General features: G+C 69.9%; 15 protein-coding genes and 2 tRNA genes. 13 read left to right on the plus strand and 4 right to left on the minus strand.

Features of this window, described 5'->3' with window-relative positions; all coding sequences use genetic code 11:
* Positions 1-361 precede the first annotated feature (361 nt).
* Complete coding sequence (locus ACFV6E_RS38265; protein ID WP_003959770.1) at positions 362-775, minus strand: SsgA family sporulation/cell division regulator; 414 nt, start codon at positions 773-775, stop codon at positions 362-364.
* Between the two features lie 191 nt (positions 776-966).
* Here ACFV6E_RS38265 and ACFV6E_RS38270 point away from each other — a divergent pair, with 191 nt between their 5' ends.
* The 9 genes from ACFV6E_RS38270 (at position 967) to ACFV6E_RS38310 (ending at position 9,585) form a co-directional block, all read left to right on the plus strand.
* Positions 967-1,401: a TIGR02611 family protein gene (locus tag ACFV6E_RS38270; RefSeq protein ID WP_385168054.1), complete on the plus strand. Its 435-nt coding sequence runs from the start codon at positions 967-969 to the stop codon at positions 1,399-1,401.
* Between the two features lie 64 nt (positions 1,402-1,465).
* Positions 1,466-1,537: transfer RNA gene (locus tag ACFV6E_RS38275), tRNA-Val, on the plus strand.
* A gap of 478 nt (positions 1,538-2,015) precedes the next feature.
* Positions 2,016-3,338 (plus strand): ABC transporter substrate-binding protein, encoded by a 1,323-nt coding sequence (locus tag ACFV6E_RS38280; protein WP_385168057.1) that lies wholly within the window; start codon positions 2,016-2,018, stop codon positions 3,336-3,338.
* Positions 3,338-4,336 (plus strand): carbohydrate ABC transporter permease, encoded by a 999-nt coding sequence (locus ACFV6E_RS38285; protein WP_385468085.1) that lies wholly within the window; start codon positions 3,338-3,340, stop codon positions 4,334-4,336. Before ACFV6E_RS38280 ends, ACFV6E_RS38285 begins: the two co-directional genes overlap by 1 nt.
* Positions 4,336-5,223 (plus strand): carbohydrate ABC transporter permease, encoded by an 888-nt coding sequence (locus ACFV6E_RS38290; RefSeq protein WP_385468088.1) that lies wholly within the window; start codon positions 4,336-4,338, stop codon positions 5,221-5,223. Before ACFV6E_RS38285 ends, ACFV6E_RS38290 begins: the two co-directional genes overlap by 1 nt.
* Positions 5,224-5,231: 8 nt before the next feature.
* Positions 5,232-5,831: a hypothetical protein gene (locus ACFV6E_RS38295; protein ID WP_385468090.1), complete on the plus strand. Its 600-nt coding sequence runs from the start codon at positions 5,232-5,234 to the stop codon at positions 5,829-5,831.
* 93 nt (positions 5,832-5,924) lie between these two features.
* A complete protein-coding gene (locus ACFV6E_RS38300; protein ID WP_385468093.1) occupies positions 5,925-8,663 on the plus strand; it encodes a Tat pathway signal sequence domain protein in 2,739 nt (912 codons plus the stop codon).
* Positions 8,664-8,922: 259 nt separating this feature from the next.
* Entirely contained in the window at positions 8,923-9,369 is a 447-nt protein-coding gene (locus ACFV6E_RS38305; RefSeq protein ID WP_385468095.1) for an SRPBCC family protein, read from the plus strand.
* A 144-nt stretch (positions 9,370-9,513) separates the two neighbouring features.
* A tRNA-Val gene (locus ACFV6E_RS38310) sits at positions 9,514-9,585 on the plus strand.
* A gap of 80 nt (positions 9,586-9,665) precedes the next feature.
* Here ACFV6E_RS38310 and ACFV6E_RS38315 read toward each other — a convergent pair.
* A complete protein-coding gene (locus ACFV6E_RS38315) occupies positions 9,666-10,391 on the minus strand; it encodes a 3'-5' exonuclease (protein ID WP_385168072.1) in 726 nt (241 codons plus the stop codon).
* Positions 10,392-10,560: 169 nt separating this feature from the next.
* Here ACFV6E_RS38315 and ACFV6E_RS38320 point away from each other — a divergent pair, with 169 nt between their 5' ends.
* From ACFV6E_RS38320 to thrS, 3 genes are all read left to right on the plus strand, one after another.
* Positions 10,561-11,127: a DUF4365 domain-containing protein gene (locus tag ACFV6E_RS38320; protein WP_385168074.1), complete on the plus strand. Its 567-nt coding sequence runs from the start codon at positions 10,561-10,563 to the stop codon at positions 11,125-11,127.
* Positions 11,124-12,350 (plus strand): hypothetical protein, encoded by a 1,227-nt coding sequence (locus ACFV6E_RS38325; protein WP_385168076.1) that lies wholly within the window; start codon positions 11,124-11,126, stop codon positions 12,348-12,350. The genes ACFV6E_RS38320 and ACFV6E_RS38325 overlap by 4 nt, the downstream gene beginning before the upstream one ends.
* A 119-nt stretch (positions 12,351-12,469) precedes the next feature.
* Positions 12,470-14,449, plus strand: a complete 1,980-nt coding sequence (gene thrS / locus ACFV6E_RS38330; protein ID WP_385168079.1) for a threonine--tRNA ligase — start codon at positions 12,470-12,472, stop codon at positions 14,447-14,449.
* Positions 14,450-14,489: 40 nt separating this feature from the next.
* On the opposite strand, the gene ACFV6E_RS38335 is transcribed toward thrS, so the two are convergent.
* The gene (locus ACFV6E_RS38335; RefSeq protein ID WP_385168081.1) at positions 14,490-15,206 is read right to left on the minus strand and encodes a potassium channel family protein; all 717 of its coding nucleotides are present in this window, start codon (positions 15,204-15,206) and stop codon (positions 14,490-14,492) included.
* Between the two features lie 67 nt (positions 15,207-15,273).
* On the opposite strand from ACFV6E_RS38335, the gene ACFV6E_RS38340 reads away from it, so the two are divergent.
* The gene (locus tag ACFV6E_RS38340; protein ID WP_385168082.1) at positions 15,274-15,834 is read left to right on the plus strand and encodes an HIT family protein; all 561 of its coding nucleotides are present in this window, start codon (positions 15,274-15,276) and stop codon (positions 15,832-15,834) included.
* A gap of 63 nt (positions 15,835-15,897) precedes the next feature.
* Here the strand turns inward: ACFV6E_RS38340 and ACFV6E_RS38345 are convergent, their stop codons facing one another.
* Positions 15,898-17,571, minus strand: coding sequence for a hypothetical protein (locus tag ACFV6E_RS38345; protein ID WP_385168085.1), 1,674 nt, complete (start codon positions 17,569-17,571; stop codon positions 15,898-15,900).
* Between the last annotated feature and the right edge of the window lie 106 nt (positions 17,572-17,677).

A 17,677-nucleotide genomic window follows, 5' to 3' on the forward strand; every position in this document is an offset into this window, starting at 1 on the left:
CCTCCGGGGTTTGCCTGGCCGACTTGGTGTGCGACCACGTGATCGACGGGCATTTGATGTACCGGCACGGCCCCTTCCGAGCGTCGGCGGCTGCGGGGCGTGGGGCGTTCGGCACGGCCCCTTCCGAGCGTCGGCGGCTGCGGGGCGTGGGCTGTTCGGCGCGGTCCTTTCCGAGCGTTGGCGGCTGCGGGGCGTGGGCTGTTCGGCGGCGATCCTCCCGTGCAATTGCGGCCGCGGGGGATACGACGACGCCGTCACCACGAGGTTCCGCGGTGACGGCGTCGGTTGTGACCGTATGCAGTTGTCCGAGCCCGAGCCGTCTCCCCGAGTGGACGGCGCCGGGCGGCTCTGTGGTGTCTCGTCAGCTCTCGGCCAGGATGTGGGAGAGCTCCGTGTCGAGGTCGAAGTGGCGGTGTTCCGTGCCGGGGGGCACGGCGGCGTCCGTTCGCTTCAGGAAGGACTCGAGGGCCCGCGCCGGGGCTTCCAGGAGGGCTTCGCCCTCCGGGGAGCTGAGGGCGATGCAGACGACGCCCTGACCGTGGCTCCGGGACGGCCAGACTCGGACGTCGCCGGTGCCGGTGGGCCGGTGCAGGCCCTCGGCCAGGAGGTCGCGGGCGAACACCCACTCGACGGTTTCCTCGGCTCCGGTGTGGAAGGTGGCGTGCACGGCGTAGGGATCGGCCGTGTCATACCGCAGTCCTGCGGGTACAGGCAGTGAGGACTCGCTCGACACAACGAGGCGCAGGTGCAGCTCGCAGCTGACCGTGGTGTTCATAAGCGCCAGGGCCTTTCGCTCAGTGTGCGCTCGGGGATTCGCACGTCGGCGAAATCGACATGCCACCTACGGTGCCGTTGTAAACCCCTCTGAGTGTTTTGGGTGCCTTTAGGTCGCTCATCCGGCCGAGAGTTCGGTCACGGCGTACACCCATTCCGGTGACTGGTTTCTCTCCGGTAGGGTTTGGTCGTATGAATACGGGGAGTGACGGGTCGGGCGAGGCAGTCCTGGCCGAGGGGGAATCCGCAAGCGGGGCGGGGCTCGGTTCCCGGGCGCCGGAATTCATCAAGGCTCGGCGGGCTCTGCATCTGAGCTGGCAGGTGGGGGTTTTCGTCGTCGGGCTCGCGGTCGTCGTCGCGGGCATCATCATGCTTCCGCTGCCCGGCCCCGGCTGGCTGGTGATCTTCGGCGGTATGGCGATCTGGGCGACCGAGTTCGTCTGGGCGCAGCTCGTATTGCGCTGGACGAAACGCAAGGTGACGGAGGCCGCGCAGCGTGCGCTCGATCCCAAGGTGCGCCGGCGCAACATCATTCTGACCACCGTCGGACTCGTGATCATCGCGGTCCTCGTCGGCGTCTACCTCTGGCGCTTCGGCTTCGAGATGCCCTGGAGGATCAAGGAGTGATCCGGCCTGCCCGTTGGGGTGGTCCGAGGCGCCCCTGACATGGGGTAATGTTCTTCCTGCGCCCGGGCGATTAGCTCAGCGGGAGAGCGCTTCGTTCACACCGAAGAGGTCACTGGTTCGAACCCAGTATCGCCCACCGATGCAGTAGGCGGTCGGCCCCCAGTAGTGGTTATGGGGGTCGGCCGCCTTTGTCGTGGTCGTCGGTGCGGGTGGTTGTCCGTGGGGGATCGTCGACCTGTGCCTGTGCGGCGGCTTCTCTGTGGTGTCTGTGCCTGCTTGGTGCGGTTCCTGTGGTGCGGGGTGCGGCGTCCCGGTGGGCGGGCGTCCTTACGCTCGGTTCATGTGGAACGCGGATCTCGTTGTGCAGGTGGCCGCGGTGGCCTGAACGACAGGGGATTTTCGGCCCGGGGTGATTTTCGCGCGGTTCCTCGGTTTCTGTTCGGTCCGTCGACCGCGCGGGCTCCACCTGCGGTGTTGTGCGGCGGGGTGTGGGGTCTCGCGGCGGTGGGGGCGGGGCGGTCGCGCGTCGCGTTCCATCAATTCCTGTCCGAATCATTGACGTGCCCCTGGGGCCTCCGTAGCTTGTGCCAGCAAGCGCTTACTTGAAACGATTCATGAAGCGGCCGCAACGTCGCGGGGAGGGCCCGACTGTGGGGAACAACGGAAGTGTCGAGAGGCGGACGGTCCTCAAGGCGGCCGGCGCTTCGCTGGCCACGCTGGGACTGGCGGCGACGACGGGCTGCGGAGGCGGAAGCGGTTCCGGGGACGGGACGGTGACGATCCGTTATGCGTGGTGGGGCGCCGACGACCGGGCCAAGCGGATCAACCAGACCATCGAGCTCTTCGAGAAGAAGTACCCGAAGATCAAGGTGAAGACGGATTTCCAGCCGTACCTCGACTTCTGGAAGAAGTTCAACACCCAGGCCTCCGGGGGGAATCCGCCCGACGTTTTCCAGAACGCCATCGGATTCCTTCGGAAGTATGACGCCAAGAATGTGCTGCTCGATCTGAGCGAACAGGTCAAGGCGGGAAATCTGTCCATGGACGGATTCCGGGCGGGGCTCGACAAGTTCGGTGAGATCGACGGGAAGTTGCTCGGTGTTCCGGTCGGTTCCAATTCGATGGCGCTGGTCATCGACAAGCCCGTCTACACCAAGGCGGGTGTGAAGCCCGAGCAGGGGTGGACCTGGGACGACTTCGACGCCGCGATGAAGAAGATCCGCGACAAGGCGGGCCGGGCCGGCGACAGCGGGCTGTACGGGGTCATGTACCTCTACGACCTGTACCTGCGGCAGAACGGCAAGGCGTTCTTCACCGAGAAGGAGCTCGGTTTCACCGAGGCGGACCTGACGGACTGGTGGACCAAGGCCAAGAAGGGCGTGGAATCCGGCATTTACGCCGACGCGAAGAAGGTCGCCCAGGTCAAGCCCAAGTCCGCGGTCTCCGCCGAGCTCGCGGCCAGCGAGTTCACCTGGGACAACTTCACCGTCCGCTACACCTCCGAGGGCAAGAGCGAATACGGGCTCGCCCCGATCCCCACGACCGACGGCAAGAAGACCGGGCAGTACCTCGGCTCGCTCATGCTCAGTGGCTCCAAGCGCACCGAGCACCCCAAGGAGGTCGCGCAGTTCATCGACTTCATGGTGCACGACCCCGAGGTCGCCAAGATCATGGGTTATGACCGTGGGGTGCCGGCGACTCAGGCCCAGTACGACGCTTACCAGCCGACCGACGAGGTCAACAAGGGGATCGCGGCCTACGAGGAGTCCCTGGTGAAGTCGGGGGTCCTGGAGACCATCACCCCGCACCCGAACGGCGCCGACATCTGCGAGGCCGCCTTCCTGCGCATCGCCGAGGAACTCGCCCTGGGCAAGCGCTCGGTGGACGAGGCCGTCAAGCAGTTCTTCACCGAGTCGAAGACGGCTCTCGCCGGCTGATGGGAACCGCCGTGACACACGCCCCTGCGACGGACGCCCTGGCCGAGGGCGCCGAGCCGCGGCACGGTCCGGTGAAGCCCGAGCGCCCCGCCGCCCTCAAGCGGCGGGGCCGCCGGGAGAACCTGGCCGGCTATCTGTTCATGTCCCCCTGGATCGCCGGGTTCCTGCTGCTGACCGCGGGCCCGATGATCGCCTCGCTCTACTTCGCGTTCACCGACTACAACCTCTTCGACGCCCCCAAGTGGATCGGCCTGGACAACTTCTCCGAGATGTTCGCCGACCCGCGCTGGCGCCACTCGGTGCGGGTGACGCTGTGGTACGTCGTGGTCGGCACGCCGCTCAAGCTGCTCGCGGCGCTCGGCGTGGCGCTGCTGCTCGCCCAGAAGCGGCGCGGACAGGCCTTCTACCGGGCCGCGTTCTACGCCCCCTCGCTGATCGGGGCCAGCGTCTCCGTCGCCATCGTGTGGAAGGCGATCTTCTCGGACGACGCGATCGTCGACCGTACGCAGAAGCTCTTCGGGATGAGTGCCGGTGGCTGGACCGGGGATCCGGATCTGATCATCTACAGCCTCGTGGCGCTCACCGTCTGGCAGTTCGGCGCGCCCATGGTCATCTTCCTCGCCGGGCTCAAGCAGGTGCCGCGTGAGTTGTACGAGGCCGCGGAGGTGGACGGGGCCGGCAAGTGGCGGCGGTTCTGGAACATCACTCTGCCGATGATCAGTCCGGTGCTGTTCTTCAACGTTCTGCTGGAGACCATTCACTCGTTCCAGATCTTCTCTTCCGCCTACATCGTCGGCGGTGGAGCGGGGGGCAACGCCTGTGGTCCCGCGGACGGTTCGATGGTCTACACCTGCTACCTCTACGTCCAGGGCTTCGAGAACAGCCGGATGGGGCTGGCCTCGGCCATGGCCTGGGTGCTGCTGGTCGCGGTCGGCCTGGTGACGGCGGTCCTGTTCTGGTCCCAGAAGCGCTGGGTGCACTACGAGGAGGGCGCCTGATGAGTGCGCAGACTACGGACATCGCGCACGGCCGGAAGGCGGGCGGACTCCGGCGGAGGCTGCCCGGGTCGCTCGCCTGGCACCTCGGGTCGCTCGCCATCCTCGCCGTCATCCTCTATCCGGTCGTCTGGGTCGTCGGCGGCTCCTTCAAGCGCAGTGACGACATCGTCGGCAGCCTGGATCTCTTCCCCGGCTCACCGATCACCTCCAACTACACCCGGCTCACCGAGGGCATCGCGGACATCTCCGTCTCCACGTTCTTCCTCAACTCGCTGCTGCTGGCGGTGGGTTCGGTGGTGGGGATCCTGATCTCCTGCTCGCTCACCGCCTACGCCTTCGCCAAGATCAGGTTCGCGGGGCGCAATCTGCTCTTCACGCTGATGATCGGCACGCTGCTGCTGCCCTACCACGTGCTGCTCATCCCGCAGTACGTGCTCTTCCGCAACATGGACCTGATCAATACGTACACGCCGCTGCTGCTCGGCAAGTACCTCGCCACGGAGGCGTTCTTCGTCTTCCTGATGATGCAGTTCATGCGCAATCTGCCGAGGGAGCTCGACGAGGCGGCCCGGCTCGACGGCTGCGGTCATCCGCGCATCTACTGGTCGATCGTGCTGCCGCTGTGCCGTCCGGCGCTCATCACCAGCGCGATCTTCACCTTCATCAACGCCTGGAACGACTTCATGGGCCCGCTGATCTACCTCAACGAGCCCGACAAATACACGGTCTCGCTCGGGCTGAAGATGTTCGTCGACCAGGAAGGGGTGGCCGACTACGGCGGCATGATCGCGATGTCGCTCGTCGCGCTGCTGCCCGTACTCGCCTTCTTCCTCGCCTTCCAGCGCTATCTGATCGACGGCATGGCCACCTCCGGACTGAAGGGCTGAGGCGCCCGATGAGCCAGGCATCCGCAAAGCCCCGTCGCGCCCCGCGGGAGTCGGCGTTCCAGGAGCGGTTCGCGGTGTTCGCCGAGTGCCTGCTCACCGGCGTCTGGATCGCGGTGGCCGCGCTGGGATTGGTGACCTATCCGGCCGCTTTCGCGGCGGGGGCGCGCCATCTGCGCCGGGTCACGGACCACGAGGGCGGCGGCCTGCGGGAGTTCGCCGCCGACTTCCGTACGGCCGTGCGCCGCGGCTGGCTGGTCGGGCTGGCCGGCTGGGCCGTGACCGCCGCGGTCGTCGTGGACGTCCTGGCCGTACGGGCCGGGCTGCCCGGCGGGTCGTTCGCCGGGGCCGTCGGGGTCCTGGCCCTGATCGCACTGGCCGTCGCCGGGCTGCGCGCGGCGGCGGTCTGGGAGCCCGGCGCAGCCTGGCGCGAGCTGCTCGCCGCCGCGGGGCGCCGTACGGTGCTCGACCCGGCCGGCTCCTTCCTGCTCGTCGGCGGACTGGCCGTGACGGTCTGTTCCGCCTGGTTCGCCGCGCCGCTGGCGGTCCCCGTGCTCGGGGCCGTCACGGCGGCGGCCGTCGCCGTGGAGAAGCGGTACCGCCACCGCTGATCCACGGCCGGTACGCGTACAGGCCGGTGCCCGGCGCCGCGCCTGCGTCTGTCATGCCCCTGACTTCCCCGGTACGGAGAAAGGAACAAGGTCATGTCTCCCATTCCCCGCAGGTCTCTGCTCAAGGCCGCCGCCGTCGCCGGAGCCGCCGCACAGTTCAGCTGGGCCCTCGGCAGCAACAGCGCGCAGGCCGCGCCGGCCGCCGGGACCAAGGACGCGGACCCGGTGACCCTGGACTGGCTCGAGGACGGCGGCCTCGGCGCCGCCCCCGGTTCCACCGTCGGCGTGCCCTGGCCCAAGGGCGCCTACGAGGAGGACCAGACCTTCGCGCTCACCGACGCCGACGGCGAGGCCGTCCCCGTACAGTCCTGGCCGCTCGCGTACTGGCCCGACGGCTCGCTGAAGTGGACCGCGCACGCCGTCGGCGCGGGCGCGGGCAGCGGGAAGCTCACCCTCGCCGCAGGTCAGGCCGCCGCCCCCGAGAAGAAGGTCACCGTCGACAAGAGCGGCGGCAGTATCGACATATCGACCGGGGTCATCACCGCCAGGCTCGGCAAGAGCGGGTCCACCCTCGTCAAGTCCGTCAGACGCGGCTCGACGGAGATCGCCAAGGACGGGCGGCTCGTGCTGCTCCGCCAGCCGGAGATCGAGGACGGCGACCAGGGCACGCAGAAGTACGAGCGGTTCGAGAGCCACATCACCGAGACCGACGTCGAACAGCAGGGGCCCGTACGCGCCGTCGTCCGCATCGACGGCAAGCACCGCAAGGGCGGCCGGAGCTGGCTGCCGTTCTCCGTCCGGCTGTACTTCTACGCCGGTGCCGAGTCCTTCCGCATGGTGCACACGATCACCTTCGACGGGACACAGGAGCCCGGGAAGGCGAGCGGCGACTTCATCCGCGGCCTCGGCGTCCGCTTCACCGTGCCGATGCGCGACGCGTCCTACGACCGGCACATCCGCATCGGCGGTGACGAGACCGGACTGCTGCGCGAGGCCGTCAAGGGCATCACCGGGCTGCGCCGCGACCCGGGCGCCGCCGTGCAGGCCGCCCAGTTCGCAGGGGAGAAACTGCCCGATCCGGCCACCTGGGACCAGCGGGTGACGACCCGGCTCCAGTACATCCCCGAATGGGGCGACTACACCCTCTCCCAGCTCTCCGCCGACGGCTTCACCCTGCGCAAGCGCACCAAGAAGGGGCACGGCTGGATCGGCGCGGGCGGCGGCCGGCGGGCCTCCGGCTTCGGCTACGTCGGCGGGCCCAGCGGCGGCCTCTCCTTCGGGCTGCGCGACTTCTGGGAGAAGCACCCGGCCCAGCTCGACATCCGCGACGCCCAGACCGACGAGGCCGAGGTCACCCTCTGGCTCTGGTCGCCCGAAGCCCAGCCCATGGACCTGCGCTTCTACCACGACGGCATGGGCCAGGACACGTACGCCGAGCAGCTGGAGGGCCTCAACATCACCTACGAGGACTACGAGCCCGAGTTCGGCACCCCCTACGGGATCGCCCGGACCTCCGAACTGCTCTTCTGGGCCAACGAGTCGACACCCACTCCCGAGAAGCTCGCCGAGCAGGTCGACGCCGTCCGCACGCTGCCGCAGCTCGCCGCACCGCCCAAGCACCTGATCAAGGCCAAGGTGTTCGGCGGCCTCTTCTCCGAACCCGACCGCTCCACCGACGCCAAGGCGAAGATCGAGGACCACCTCGACTTCCTCTTCACCTACTACAAGGACCAGGTGGAGATGCGCCGCTGGTACGGCTTCTGGGACTACGGCGACGTCATGCACTCCTACGACCCGGTGCGGCACCAGTGGCGCTACGACGTCGGCGGCTACGCCTGGGACAACTCCGAGCTCTCGCCCGACCTCTGGCTGTGGTTCGCCTATCTGCGCTCCGGGCGCGCCGACATCTTCCGCTTCGCCGAGTCGATGACCCGGCACACCGGCGAGGTCGACGTCTACCACCTGGGCCAGTGGGCGGGCCTCGGCACCCGGCACGGCGTGCAGCACTACGCCGACAGCGCCAAGCAGCAGCGCATCGCCAACACCACCTACCGGCGCTACTACTACTTCCTCACCGCGGACGAACGTGTCGGCGACCTCATGCACGCCAACGTCGACTCCGACGAGACGTTCCTCGTCCTCGACCCCAACCGCAAGGTCCGCACCGATCCGTACACGCCCGACCGGCACGCCCTGTCGATCGGCTTCGGCACCGACTGGAGCGGCCTGGTCTCCGCGTGGCTCACCGAGTGGGAGCGCAAGGGCCCCAAGTGGGAGAAGGCCAAGGCGCGCGTACTGTCGACCATGAAGGGCATCGCCGCCCAGCCCAACGGTTTCGTGCAGGGCAGCGGCCTGTACGACCTGGACACCGGCGAGTTCGCCGTCGCGGCCGAGCCCGTCGTCGCCGTCTCCCACCTGTCCGCCGTCTTCGGCCTCAACGAACTGTGCGCCGAACTCATCGACCTGGTCGACATGCCGGAGTTCAACGAGGCGTACTACGACTACTGCCGCTACTTCAACGCCGGCAAGACCGAACAGGCCGCCCGCTACGGCAGCAACTTCGGCACCCTGCTGCTGTTCCAGGGCCACTCGCGCCTCGACGCCTACGCCGCCGTGCAGACCGGCGACGAGACGCTCGCCAAGCGCGCCTGGGACAAGTTCTACAACTCCGACGGGTACTTCGAGTCCTCGCCCTGGAAGACCGAGAAGCTGAGCGGCCCCGTCACGCTGGTCCCCGGCAGCGAGGCCAACTGGGTCTACACCAACGACACCGCCCTGTACGGCCTCGCCGCCATCGAGAACCTCGCCCTGCTCGGCGACAAGATGCCCTGACCGCACCGGAGAGCCTGACCGCACCGGAGCCTGACCACGCCGGGGGAGGGGAGCGCCGCCGCACGGGCGGCGGCGCTCGGGCCGGTCGCCCCACGGGAGAGCCCACCGGCCGGCAAGGGGGTACGGCCGCCAGCGCCGACCGCGCCGGCGGCGGCCCGGCGTACCGCCCGTGTCCGGAGTGTGGCTCCGGTCACGTCGGACGGACATGAGTGCGCGTACTCATGTCGTACTCAGATCCGCCGGGCGGCACACTCGGCACATGGACTGGTGCCGTTACCGCTTCCGCAGCCGGTGGACGCTGCCCGCCGCGCCCGCCGCCGTCTACCCGGTACTGGAACGGATCGAGGACTACCCGCGCTGGTGGCCCCAGGTGCGCGAGGTGCGCCTCGCCGACGAGCGCACCGGCACGGTCAGGGTCCGCTCGCTGCTCCCCTACGACCTGGTCTTCACCGCCCATGAGGTGCGCCGGGACCCGGTCACCGGGGTCCTGGAGATCGCCATGACCGGCGACCTGGAGGGCTGGGCCCGCTGGACGCTCACCGCCGACGGGCCCGGCACCGCGGCCCGTTACGACCAGGAGGTCGAGGTGACCAAGGTGCTGCTGCGCCGGCTCGCCGTGCCGGGCCGGCCCCTCTTCCGCGCCAACCACGCGCTGATGATGCGGGCGGGACGGCGCGGGCTCGGGGCCCGTCTCCGGGCGGTCTGAACGAGAGGCCGCGGGCCGGTTCCCAAGCGGTTCGAACGACGGGTCGCGGGCCGGTTCCCAAGCGGTTCGAACGACGGGTCGTGGGCCGGTCCCCGAGCGGTTTGAACGACAGGCGCCCGGACCTGTATTGTTCAGTGCGTTCCCGGGCGATTAGCTCAGTGGGAGAGCGCTTCGTTCACACCGAAGAGGTCACTGGTTCGAACCCAGTATCGCCCACCCGGAAGAAACCGGTCCGTCACCGACGGGCCGGTTTTTCGTGTGCCCTCCCGCTCCCCGCCCGGCAGGGCCGACCGCGCTCAGGCCGCGGCCGGCAGCTCGGGCCGCAGCGGCCAGGCCGGATCCACTCGCTCCGGCGAACCGCTGCGCGCGAACCACGCCTGCAAACCGCGCGCCTGCGCCCCGTGCCACACCGACTGGAGCGTGTGCAGCTCGGCCGGCGACAGCCGCTCGAGCCGCGACGCGAACCGCCGCCCCACCGCCCGTACGACATCCAGGGCGGCCAGTGCGTCCGCCGCGGCGTCGTGCGCGCCCTCCAGCGTCACGCCGTAGTGCGCGCACAGATCGGTCAGGGTGCGGCGGCCCTTGCGGTAACGGTCCAGATGTTTGTCGAGGACCCGCGGGTCCAGCACCTGTAGCGGATTCGTCTCGAACCAACTGGTCAGGGAAGCGGCCCGGTGGCGGCGCAACTCGCGGTCCAGCAGCGTCAGATCGAACGGCGCGTTCATCACCACGAGCGGCCGGCCCGCCGCGGCCTGCTCCGCCAGCGACCTGGCCATCTCGTCCATCACCGGGGACGGCCAGCGGCCCTCGCGCCGCAGATGCTCGTCGGTCAGTCCGTGCACCGCCGTCGCCGCCTCGGGGACCGGCACCCCCGGGTTGACCAGCCAGCGCGTCACCCGCGGCCGGGCGCCCGCGGCGTCCTGCACCACCACGGCCGCCGACACGATCCGGTCGGTCTCGACGTCCACACCCGTGGTCTCCGTGTCGAACGCGGCCAGCGGGCCTTCGTACCAGCACGTCATACGCACACAACTCCTCGTTCACCTTCGGCAGTTGACGTACCGTCGTCTGCCCGTTTCGGTGATACCCGGGCTGTTTGCGACGTACGCCGGGAGGAGACAACACAGGTACGGGTCTTTGCAGTTCAGCGACCCGTGTCGGGGATTCATCCGGTCCGGAAGGCTGTTGGTCATGGCGCTCGCGCAGCCCGAGCGGGGTGGGCTGCTGCCCGAGCGGACGACACCGCAGCGCGGCACTCTGGCCACCACCGCATGCATGGAGACGCTCCAGGTGGGCTATCTCCACGCCGTCGCGGCCGCCGCGGGCTGCTCCCTGTCCCAGCCCTTTCCGGACAACGGCATCGACTGGCACGTCAGCCACAGCGCCCCCGGGCACACGGTCGACGACGAAGTCACCATCAAGGTGCAGCTCAAGTGCACGTACCAGATCCCGCCGAACCCCCCGGGGCCCGCCTTCTCCTTCACGCTGGACAACGCGCACCTGGCGAAGCTCGCCCGCACCCCGGTCTCGGTGCACAAGATCCTGGTCGTGATGCTCGTACCCAGGTCCCAGGACGACTGGCTGCGCGCCAGCCACGACCGCCTCGACCTGCGCCACTGCTGCTACTGGACCAACCTCGCCGGCCACGCCGTCACCGGCCGGCGCAGGACCACCGTCCGTGTACCGACCTCGCGCGTCTTCGACGACCGCGCGCTCTGCGAGATCATGACGCGGGTCGGGACGGGAGGCAGACCGTGACACACCGTCCGTTCGGCGGCCCCCACGGGGTCGCGAGTCCGCGGCAGGCCGGCACCTTCGGGAGCCGGCCGCCCGAACCGGGGCAGGTCGACCCGGCCGTGCTCGGCGCCCTGCTGCTCCGGCACGGCTGGCGGCGGCGCGGCGGTGCGGCCGGCCGGTACGGCCGCTGGACCCCGCCCGGGCCCGGAGGCGGCGGCACCAGCCTGCTGGTGCCCGTGAGCCGGGACTTCCCCGACAGCGACGACCTGCTCTGCGAGGCCCTCGACGCGCTCTCCCGGGGCACCTCGCCGACCGCCCGGGACATCCTGCTCGCGCTCGCCGTGCCGAGCGACGAGATCCGCTGGTGGCGCGATGCCCCGACCGGGCTGGGGGACACCGCCTCCTGGACCGAGGAGGACCGGCTGCGCACCGCCGCCCGGCACATCATGCTCGCCGGGGCGCTCGCCGTCCGGGCCCGCGCGGGCTACTACGGCGCCCGCCACCGCGGGCCCGCCGCCGCGTCGCTCGCGAGCGTCCTGGTCGGCGCCGCGCCCGACGGGCGCCGGATCACCGCCTTCGTGCCCGTGGCGACCGGGCGCCCGCTCGCCGTCCGCCTCTACCAGGCGCTGTGCGCGGCCCGCGAGGCCGTCGACTACCGGCGCGCCACCGGCTCCATGGACGCCTTCGACGCGGCAGTCGAGGCGGGCGTCAGCCACGAGCTCACCGAGGGCCTGGTCGACCTCGTGCGCGGCACCGAGGGAGCCAGGATCGCGGTCGAGTGGGCGCCCGCCGCGGGTGTCCCCGAGGGGTGCGCCGGGGCCGCCGACCCGGTCGAGTTCTCGCCCGGCGACCTGCCCGCGCTGCGCGCGGCGGGCAACCGCTATCTGCGCACCGAACCGTCGATGCCCGTGAAGATCACCGGCACCGTGGTGCGGATGCGCAGGTCGGACCCGCAGGGCGAGGGCGTGGTACGGCTGCGGGTGCTCTCGGGTGCCGACGTCCCGCATGTGCGGACCGTCCTCGACGAGGAGGCGTACCGGGTCGCCGGACAGGCGCACCTCATCGGACTGCCGGTCCGCGTGGCCGGACGCCTGGAGCGGCGCGGCGGCTTCCGCCGGCTCACCGCCGTCCGCGAGGTGGTGCCCGTACAGGTCGACGAGGCCGAACGGGACCGGCTGCTGAAGTCGCTCGACGAGACCGCGGAGATCGCCGCCTTCTCCGAGGGGGCGTGCGGCGAGGAGTGACCCGCGCAGGCGGCGGTGGGGAGGAACCGTTTAGCGGAGCGCGGCCGTGGCTCGGTACGATCCTTCTTGCGTACGCAATGGGATATGGCTGCGCGCCCACCTTCAGGCAGGAGAGTCCGGTGTCAGACGTCCGTGTGATCATCCAACGCGATTCCGAGCGGGAAGAGCGCGTGGTGACGACGGGCACTACGGCCGCCGACCTCTTCCCCGGCGAGCGCTCGGTCGTCGCGGCCCGCGTGGGCGGCGAGCTGAAGGACCTCGCGTACGAGGTGCGGGACGGCGAGAGCGTCGAGCCCGTGGAGATCTCCTCCGAGGACGGCCTGAACATCCTGCGGCACTCCACCGCGCACGTCATGGCGCAGGCCGTGCAGGAGCTGTTCCCCGAGGCCAAGCTCGGCATCGGCCCGCCCATCAAGGACGGCTTCTACTACGACTTCGACGTCAAGGAGCCCTTCACCCCCGAGGACCTCAAGCGCATCGAGAAGAAGATGCAGGAGATCCAGAAGCGGGGCCAGCGCTTCTCGCGCCGGGTCACCACCGACGAGGCCGCCCGCGAGGAGCTGGCCGACGAACCGTACAAGCTGGAGCTGATCGGCCTCAAGGGCAACGCCGCGCAGGCCGCCGACGGCGCCGGCGCGGAGGTGGGCGGTGGCGAGCTGACCATCTACGACAACCTCGACGCCAAGACCGGCGACCTGTGCTGGAAGGACCTGTGCCGCGGTCCGCACCTGCCGACCACCCGGAACATCCCCGCCTTCAAGCTGATGCGCTCGGCTGCCGCCTACTGGCGCGGCAGCGAGAAGAACCCTCAGCTCCAGCGCATCTACGGCACCGCGTGGCCGTCCAAGGACGAGCTCAAGGCCCACTTGGACTTCCTCGCCGAGGCCGAGAAGCGCGACCACCGCAAGCTGGGCGCCGAGCTCGACCTGTTCTCCTTCCCGGACGAGCTGGGCCCCGGCCTCGCGGTCTTCCACCCCAAGGGCGGCGTGATCCGCAAGGTCATGGAGGACTACTCGCGCCGCCGGCACGAGACCTCCGGCTACGAGTTCGTGAACACCCCGCACATCTCGAAGGAGCACCTCTTCGAGACCTCCGGGCACCTGCCGCACTACGCGGAGGGCATGTTCCCGCCCATCCAGTTCGACGAGCAGAACTACCGCCTCAAGGCGATGAACTGCCCGATGCACAACCTGATCTTCAAGGCGCGCGGCCGCTCCTACCGTGAGCTGCCGCTCCGCCTCTTCGAGTTCGGCACCGTGTACCGCTACGAGAAGTCGGGCGTCGTACACGGCCTGACCCGCTCGCGCGGCTTCACCCAGGACGACTCGCACATCTACTGCACCAAGGAGCAGATGCCGCAGGAGCTCGACACGCTCCTGACCTTCGTGCTCGACCTGCTGCGCGACTACGGCCTGACCGAGTTCGAGCTGGAGCTGTCCACCCGCGACGACTCCGACAAGTTCATCGGTTCGGACGAGGAGTGGGAGGAGGCCACCGAGGCGCTGCGGCAGGCCGCCGAGAAGCAGAACCTGCCGCTGGTCCCGGACCCGGGCGGCGCCGCCTACTACGGTCCGAAGATCTCCGTCCAGGTCAGGGACGCGATCGGCCGGTCCTGGCAGATGTCGACCCTGCAGGTCGACTTCAACCAGCCCAAGCGGTTCGGTCTGGAGTACACGGCGGCGGACGGCTCGCGGCAGCAGCCCGTCATGCTCCACCGGGCGCTGTTCGGCTCCATCGAGCGGTTCTTCGGCGTGCTCCTCGAGCACTACGCGGGCGCGTTCCCGGCGTGGCTGGCGCCGGTGCAGGCGGTCGGCATCCCGATCGGCGACGCGCACGTGTCCTACCTTCAGGACTTCGCGGAGCAGGCCAGGGCGGCCGGGCTGCGCGTCGACGTCGACGCGTCCTCCGACCGCATGCAGAAGAAGATCAGGAATGCGCAGAAGCAGAAGGTGCCTTTCATGGTCATCGCGGGCGACGAGGACATGGCCGCCGGCGCCGTCTCCTTCCGCTACCGCGACGGCTCGCAGGAGAACGGCATCCCCGTCGCCGACGCGATCGCCAAGATCGTGAAGGTGGTGGAGGAGCGCGCGCAGGTCTGACGCGCGCCTGGCCCCGGCTCACCAGGAAGCCCCCGGAAGCTCAGCGCTCCGGGGGCTTCCCGGCGTTCTCCGCGGCTTCCTGCCACTGCTCCGCCCCGGCCTCCTCCCGCTGTTCCTCCCCGTCGTCCTCCCGCGCGAACACCTGAAGCAGCCACGACGAGAACGAGCCCGTCACCGCGCCGAGCAGTGCGAGGCCGCAGGCCATCAGGCCCACCGCGACCGTCCGCCCGAGCGGTGTCACGGGGACGACGTCGCCGTAGCCGACCGTCGCCAGGGTGGCGCAGGTCCACCACACCGAGTCCCCGAAGGTACGGATCGTCGCGTCCGGGGCCGTGTGCTCCGCGTCATAGACGGCGAGGGCACCGGCGAAGCCGAGGAACAGCACCGCGAGCGCCGCGTACGTGATCACCCGGGCGTGCAGCCGGAGCCGGGGCCGGCCGCGGCGGCGCTGCACGGCCTCGTAGAGCCGCACGATCCGTAAGGGGCGCAGCAGGGGCAGCAGCACGACCACCGTGTCCAGCCAGTGGGTGCGCGGGAAGCGCGGGCCCTGGCCGCTGAGCCGCCAGCGCACCGCGTAGTCGAGGGCGAACAGCGCCCAGGCGGCCGCCACGACGCCGAGGCAGACGTCCCGCCACCCGGCCGGCAGGCCCTGGCCGAGGACCCGGACCGCGTACGCCGCCAGGAAGAGGAGGGCGGCGAGCGCGAGGGGGCCCTCCGTGCGCCGCTCCCACCGGACCGTGCGGGCGTCGTCGTCCATGGACCCAGCTTGGCCGCGGGCCGCTTTCGGTGGCACCCGCCGACACGCCGCGAACGCACGAAGTCATATGCTGCACACCATGACGAGTGAGCCGGAACAGCAGATCGGAGTGGGGACGCAGGACGCGTTCCAGCGCTTGTGGACGCCCCACCGGATGGCCTACATCCAGGGCGAGGGCAAGCCCACGGGCCCGGGGGCCGACGACGGCTGTCCGTTCTGCTCGATCCCGGCCAAGTCCGACGAGGACGGGCTGATCGTCAAGCGCGGCGAGCAGGTCTACGCGGTGCTCAACCTGTACCCGTACAACGGCGGGCATCTGATGGTCGTGCCCTACCGCCATGTCGCGGACTACACGGACCTCACGGTGGAGGAGACCGCCGAGCTGGGTGAGCTGACCAAGCAGGCGATGACCGCGCTGCGGAAGGCGTCGGGGGCGCAGGGCTTCAACATCGGGATGAACCAGGGCGGGGTCGCGGGCGCGGGCATCGCGGCCCATCTGCACCAGCACATCGTGCCGCGCTGGGGCGGGGACACCAACTTCATGCCGGTCGTCGGCCACACCAGGGTGCTGCCGCAACTGCTCGCCGACACCCGCACGATGCTCGCGGAGGCCTGGCCGAAGGCGTAGCCCGCGTCATGGAACGCAGGGGCGGCCGGGCGGCCCCGCACCGGGGCCGCCCCTGCGTTCGCGTCACGCGTCGTAGACGTCCGCCTTGCGCGGCATCGGGTCCTGGATCTGCGTGCTGAGGAAACTGGAGCGGGTGCCGAACTTGTCGGTGTCGACGCCGTTCTCGTCGAGGACTCTGATCGCCGCGGCGTGCACCACGCGCAGCACCGGAGTCGCCGCGCGCAGCGCGTCGTCGGCCATGAAGCGGTGCCGCCAGGGCTGGTCCGCCCAGGCGTGCCGCAGCCCGAACGGCTCGGGCAGGACGATTCTGCCGCCCAGCCAGTTGAGGAAGTTCGGCGCGACGGTGAACGGGGCGCGGGCGGCGAGGCGGACCACCTCGTCGGTGGTGACCAGCGGCAGGTTCACCGTGCGGGTCTCCCAGAACCGGAAGGTCTTGGAGACCTGCTTGGTGGGGGCCGAGGGCTTGGAGGTGAACAAGGAGTTCACCGGGCCGAGCGCGTGGCCGGTGACCTCGATGCGCAGCGTCTCGTGCAGCACGGTCACCGTGATCAGCATGGTGATCACGAGCTGACCGTCCCAGAGGGTCCACTGCGTGCCGAGATAGTGCCGGTCGCCGCCGCCGAACTGCTGCTTGTTGCAGATCTCCTGGATCGCGTGCGGCCTGACCTGGTAGGCGTCCACGTCGGTGCCCTCGGGGCGGGAGACAGCGCCCGCGTTCTCCCCGATCGGGGTGACGATCCAGTGCTTGATGGAGGGCTTGGGGAAGCCGCCGGTGTTGAGCGGGCCGCGCTCCAGCATCCGGAGCTGGTCGTGGATGGCCTTGATGACGTCGTAGCTGCGGAAGGGGTGGATCTCGCGGTCCGCTTCCTTGGGCACCAGGTCCTCGGCGAGCTGCCAGCTTCCCCAGCGGGTGCCCATGCCGAGTATGCCCTTGGGACCGGCGTAGAAGACGGAGTTGGACTGCTGCTCGGCGCTGAGCCGGGCCAGGCCCTGGCGCAGCCGCTCGGCCGCGCTCTCCCCGGGGCTGCCCGGCACCGCCTCCGGGATCTTGGCGCCGACCCCGCCGCCGGCCAGCAGTCCCGACCAGCGGTCGCGCAGGTCCACGGCCGTGCGCTCGCAGATCCGCTTGGCCCAGAACCAGCCGATGACGGGCATCACCACGCACGCCCGTCCGTACCAGCCCCAGAAGCCGTTGAACGGCATCTTGATCAGGAAGATCAGGGCGAGCGCACCGACGGCCACCAGCAGCACCGTGGCCAGGGCGGGGGTGTTCTTGCTGCCGAGCTTGGTGACGGCCGAGCGGATGGAGAAGACCAGCAGCCACACGATGAGGCCGGGCAGGAAGAGCAGCCCGCAGATCACCATGACGGCCGAGAGCCAGTTGTCCCGCTCCCTGCGGATGCGGTTCGCGGCGAGGCAGTGCTCGACGACGACCTGCGGCTCGGTGCCGAACGACTGGATGAGGGGCTTGCGGCCGGGCGGCAGCATGCGGTCCATCACGGCCCGGGAGAAGGCCTCGCCCAGGTTCGGCCGCCACAGGGAGGCCCACGGGCGGCCCGCCTTGACCTCGGACTTGTGCCACTCGTTGTTGGCCTTGAGTATCTCGGCGGCCTCGCTGTCCCGGTACGCCGCGGAGGCGAGGGCGTACGTCGCCGCCGTCTGTCCCGCGGAGCCCGAGAGCGGTACCTGCGCCCCGGGACTGAAATCGAATCCGTCGTCCGCCACTGCCGCCCCCATCGCCGCTGTTCCGCTCCTGCGGCCTTCCCGACTTCCCTGCCCTGCACACCTGTTGATCAGGTCATCGTCCTGATCGCGTCGCAACTTGATCAGGTCATCAGCGTAT

Origin of the sequence: Streptomyces sp. NPDC059785, from assembly GCF_042732375.1 — a bacterium.
Lineage (GTDB): Bacteria > Actinomycetota > Actinomycetes > Streptomycetales > Streptomycetaceae > Streptomyces.

Coding starts and splice junctions, on each gene's coding strand:
- ACFV6E_RS38285 (WP_385468085.1), top strand. CDS start 3,338: ATGGGAACCGCCGTGACACACGCCCCTGCGACGGACGCCCTGGCCGAG.
- ACFV6E_RS38335 (WP_385168081.1), bottom strand. CDS start 15,206: ATGGACGACGACGCCCGCACGGTCCGGTGGGAGCGGCGCACGGAGGGC.
- ACFV6E_RS38300 (WP_385468093.1), top strand. CDS start 5,925: ATGTCTCCCATTCCCCGCAGGTCTCTGCTCAAGGCCGCCGCCGTCGCC.
- ACFV6E_RS38270 (WP_385168054.1), top strand. CDS start 967: ATGAATACGGGGAGTGACGGGTCGGGCGAGGCAGTCCTGGCCGAGGGG.
- ACFV6E_RS38295 (WP_385468090.1), top strand. CDS start 5,232: ATGAGCCAGGCATCCGCAAAGCCCCGTCGCGCCCCGCGGGAGTCGGCG.
- ACFV6E_RS38345 (WP_385168085.1), bottom strand. CDS start 17,571: ATGGGGGCGGCAGTGGCGGACGACGGATTCGATTTCAGTCCCGGGGCG.
- ACFV6E_RS38315 (WP_385168072.1), bottom strand. CDS start 10,391: ATGACGTGCTGGTACGAAGGCCCGCTGGCCGCGTTCGACACGGAGACC.
- ACFV6E_RS38305 (WP_385468095.1), top strand. CDS start 8,923: ATGGACTGGTGCCGTTACCGCTTCCGCAGCCGGTGGACGCTGCCCGCC.
- ACFV6E_RS38290 (WP_385468088.1), top strand. CDS start 4,336: ATGAGTGCGCAGACTACGGACATCGCGCACGGCCGGAAGGCGGGCGGA.
- ACFV6E_RS38280 (WP_385168057.1), top strand. CDS start 2,016: ATGAAGCGGCCGCAACGTCGCGGGGAGGGCCCGACTGTGGGGAACAAC.
- ACFV6E_RS38340 (WP_385168082.1), top strand. CDS start 15,274: ATGCTGCACACCATGACGAGTGAGCCGGAACAGCAGATCGGAGTGGGG.
- ACFV6E_RS38320 (WP_385168074.1), top strand. CDS start 10,561: ATGGCGCTCGCGCAGCCCGAGCGGGGTGGGCTGCTGCCCGAGCGGACG.
- ACFV6E_RS38265 (WP_003959770.1), bottom strand. CDS start 775: ATGAACACCACGGTCAGCTGCGAGCTGCACCTGCGCCTCGTTGTGTCG.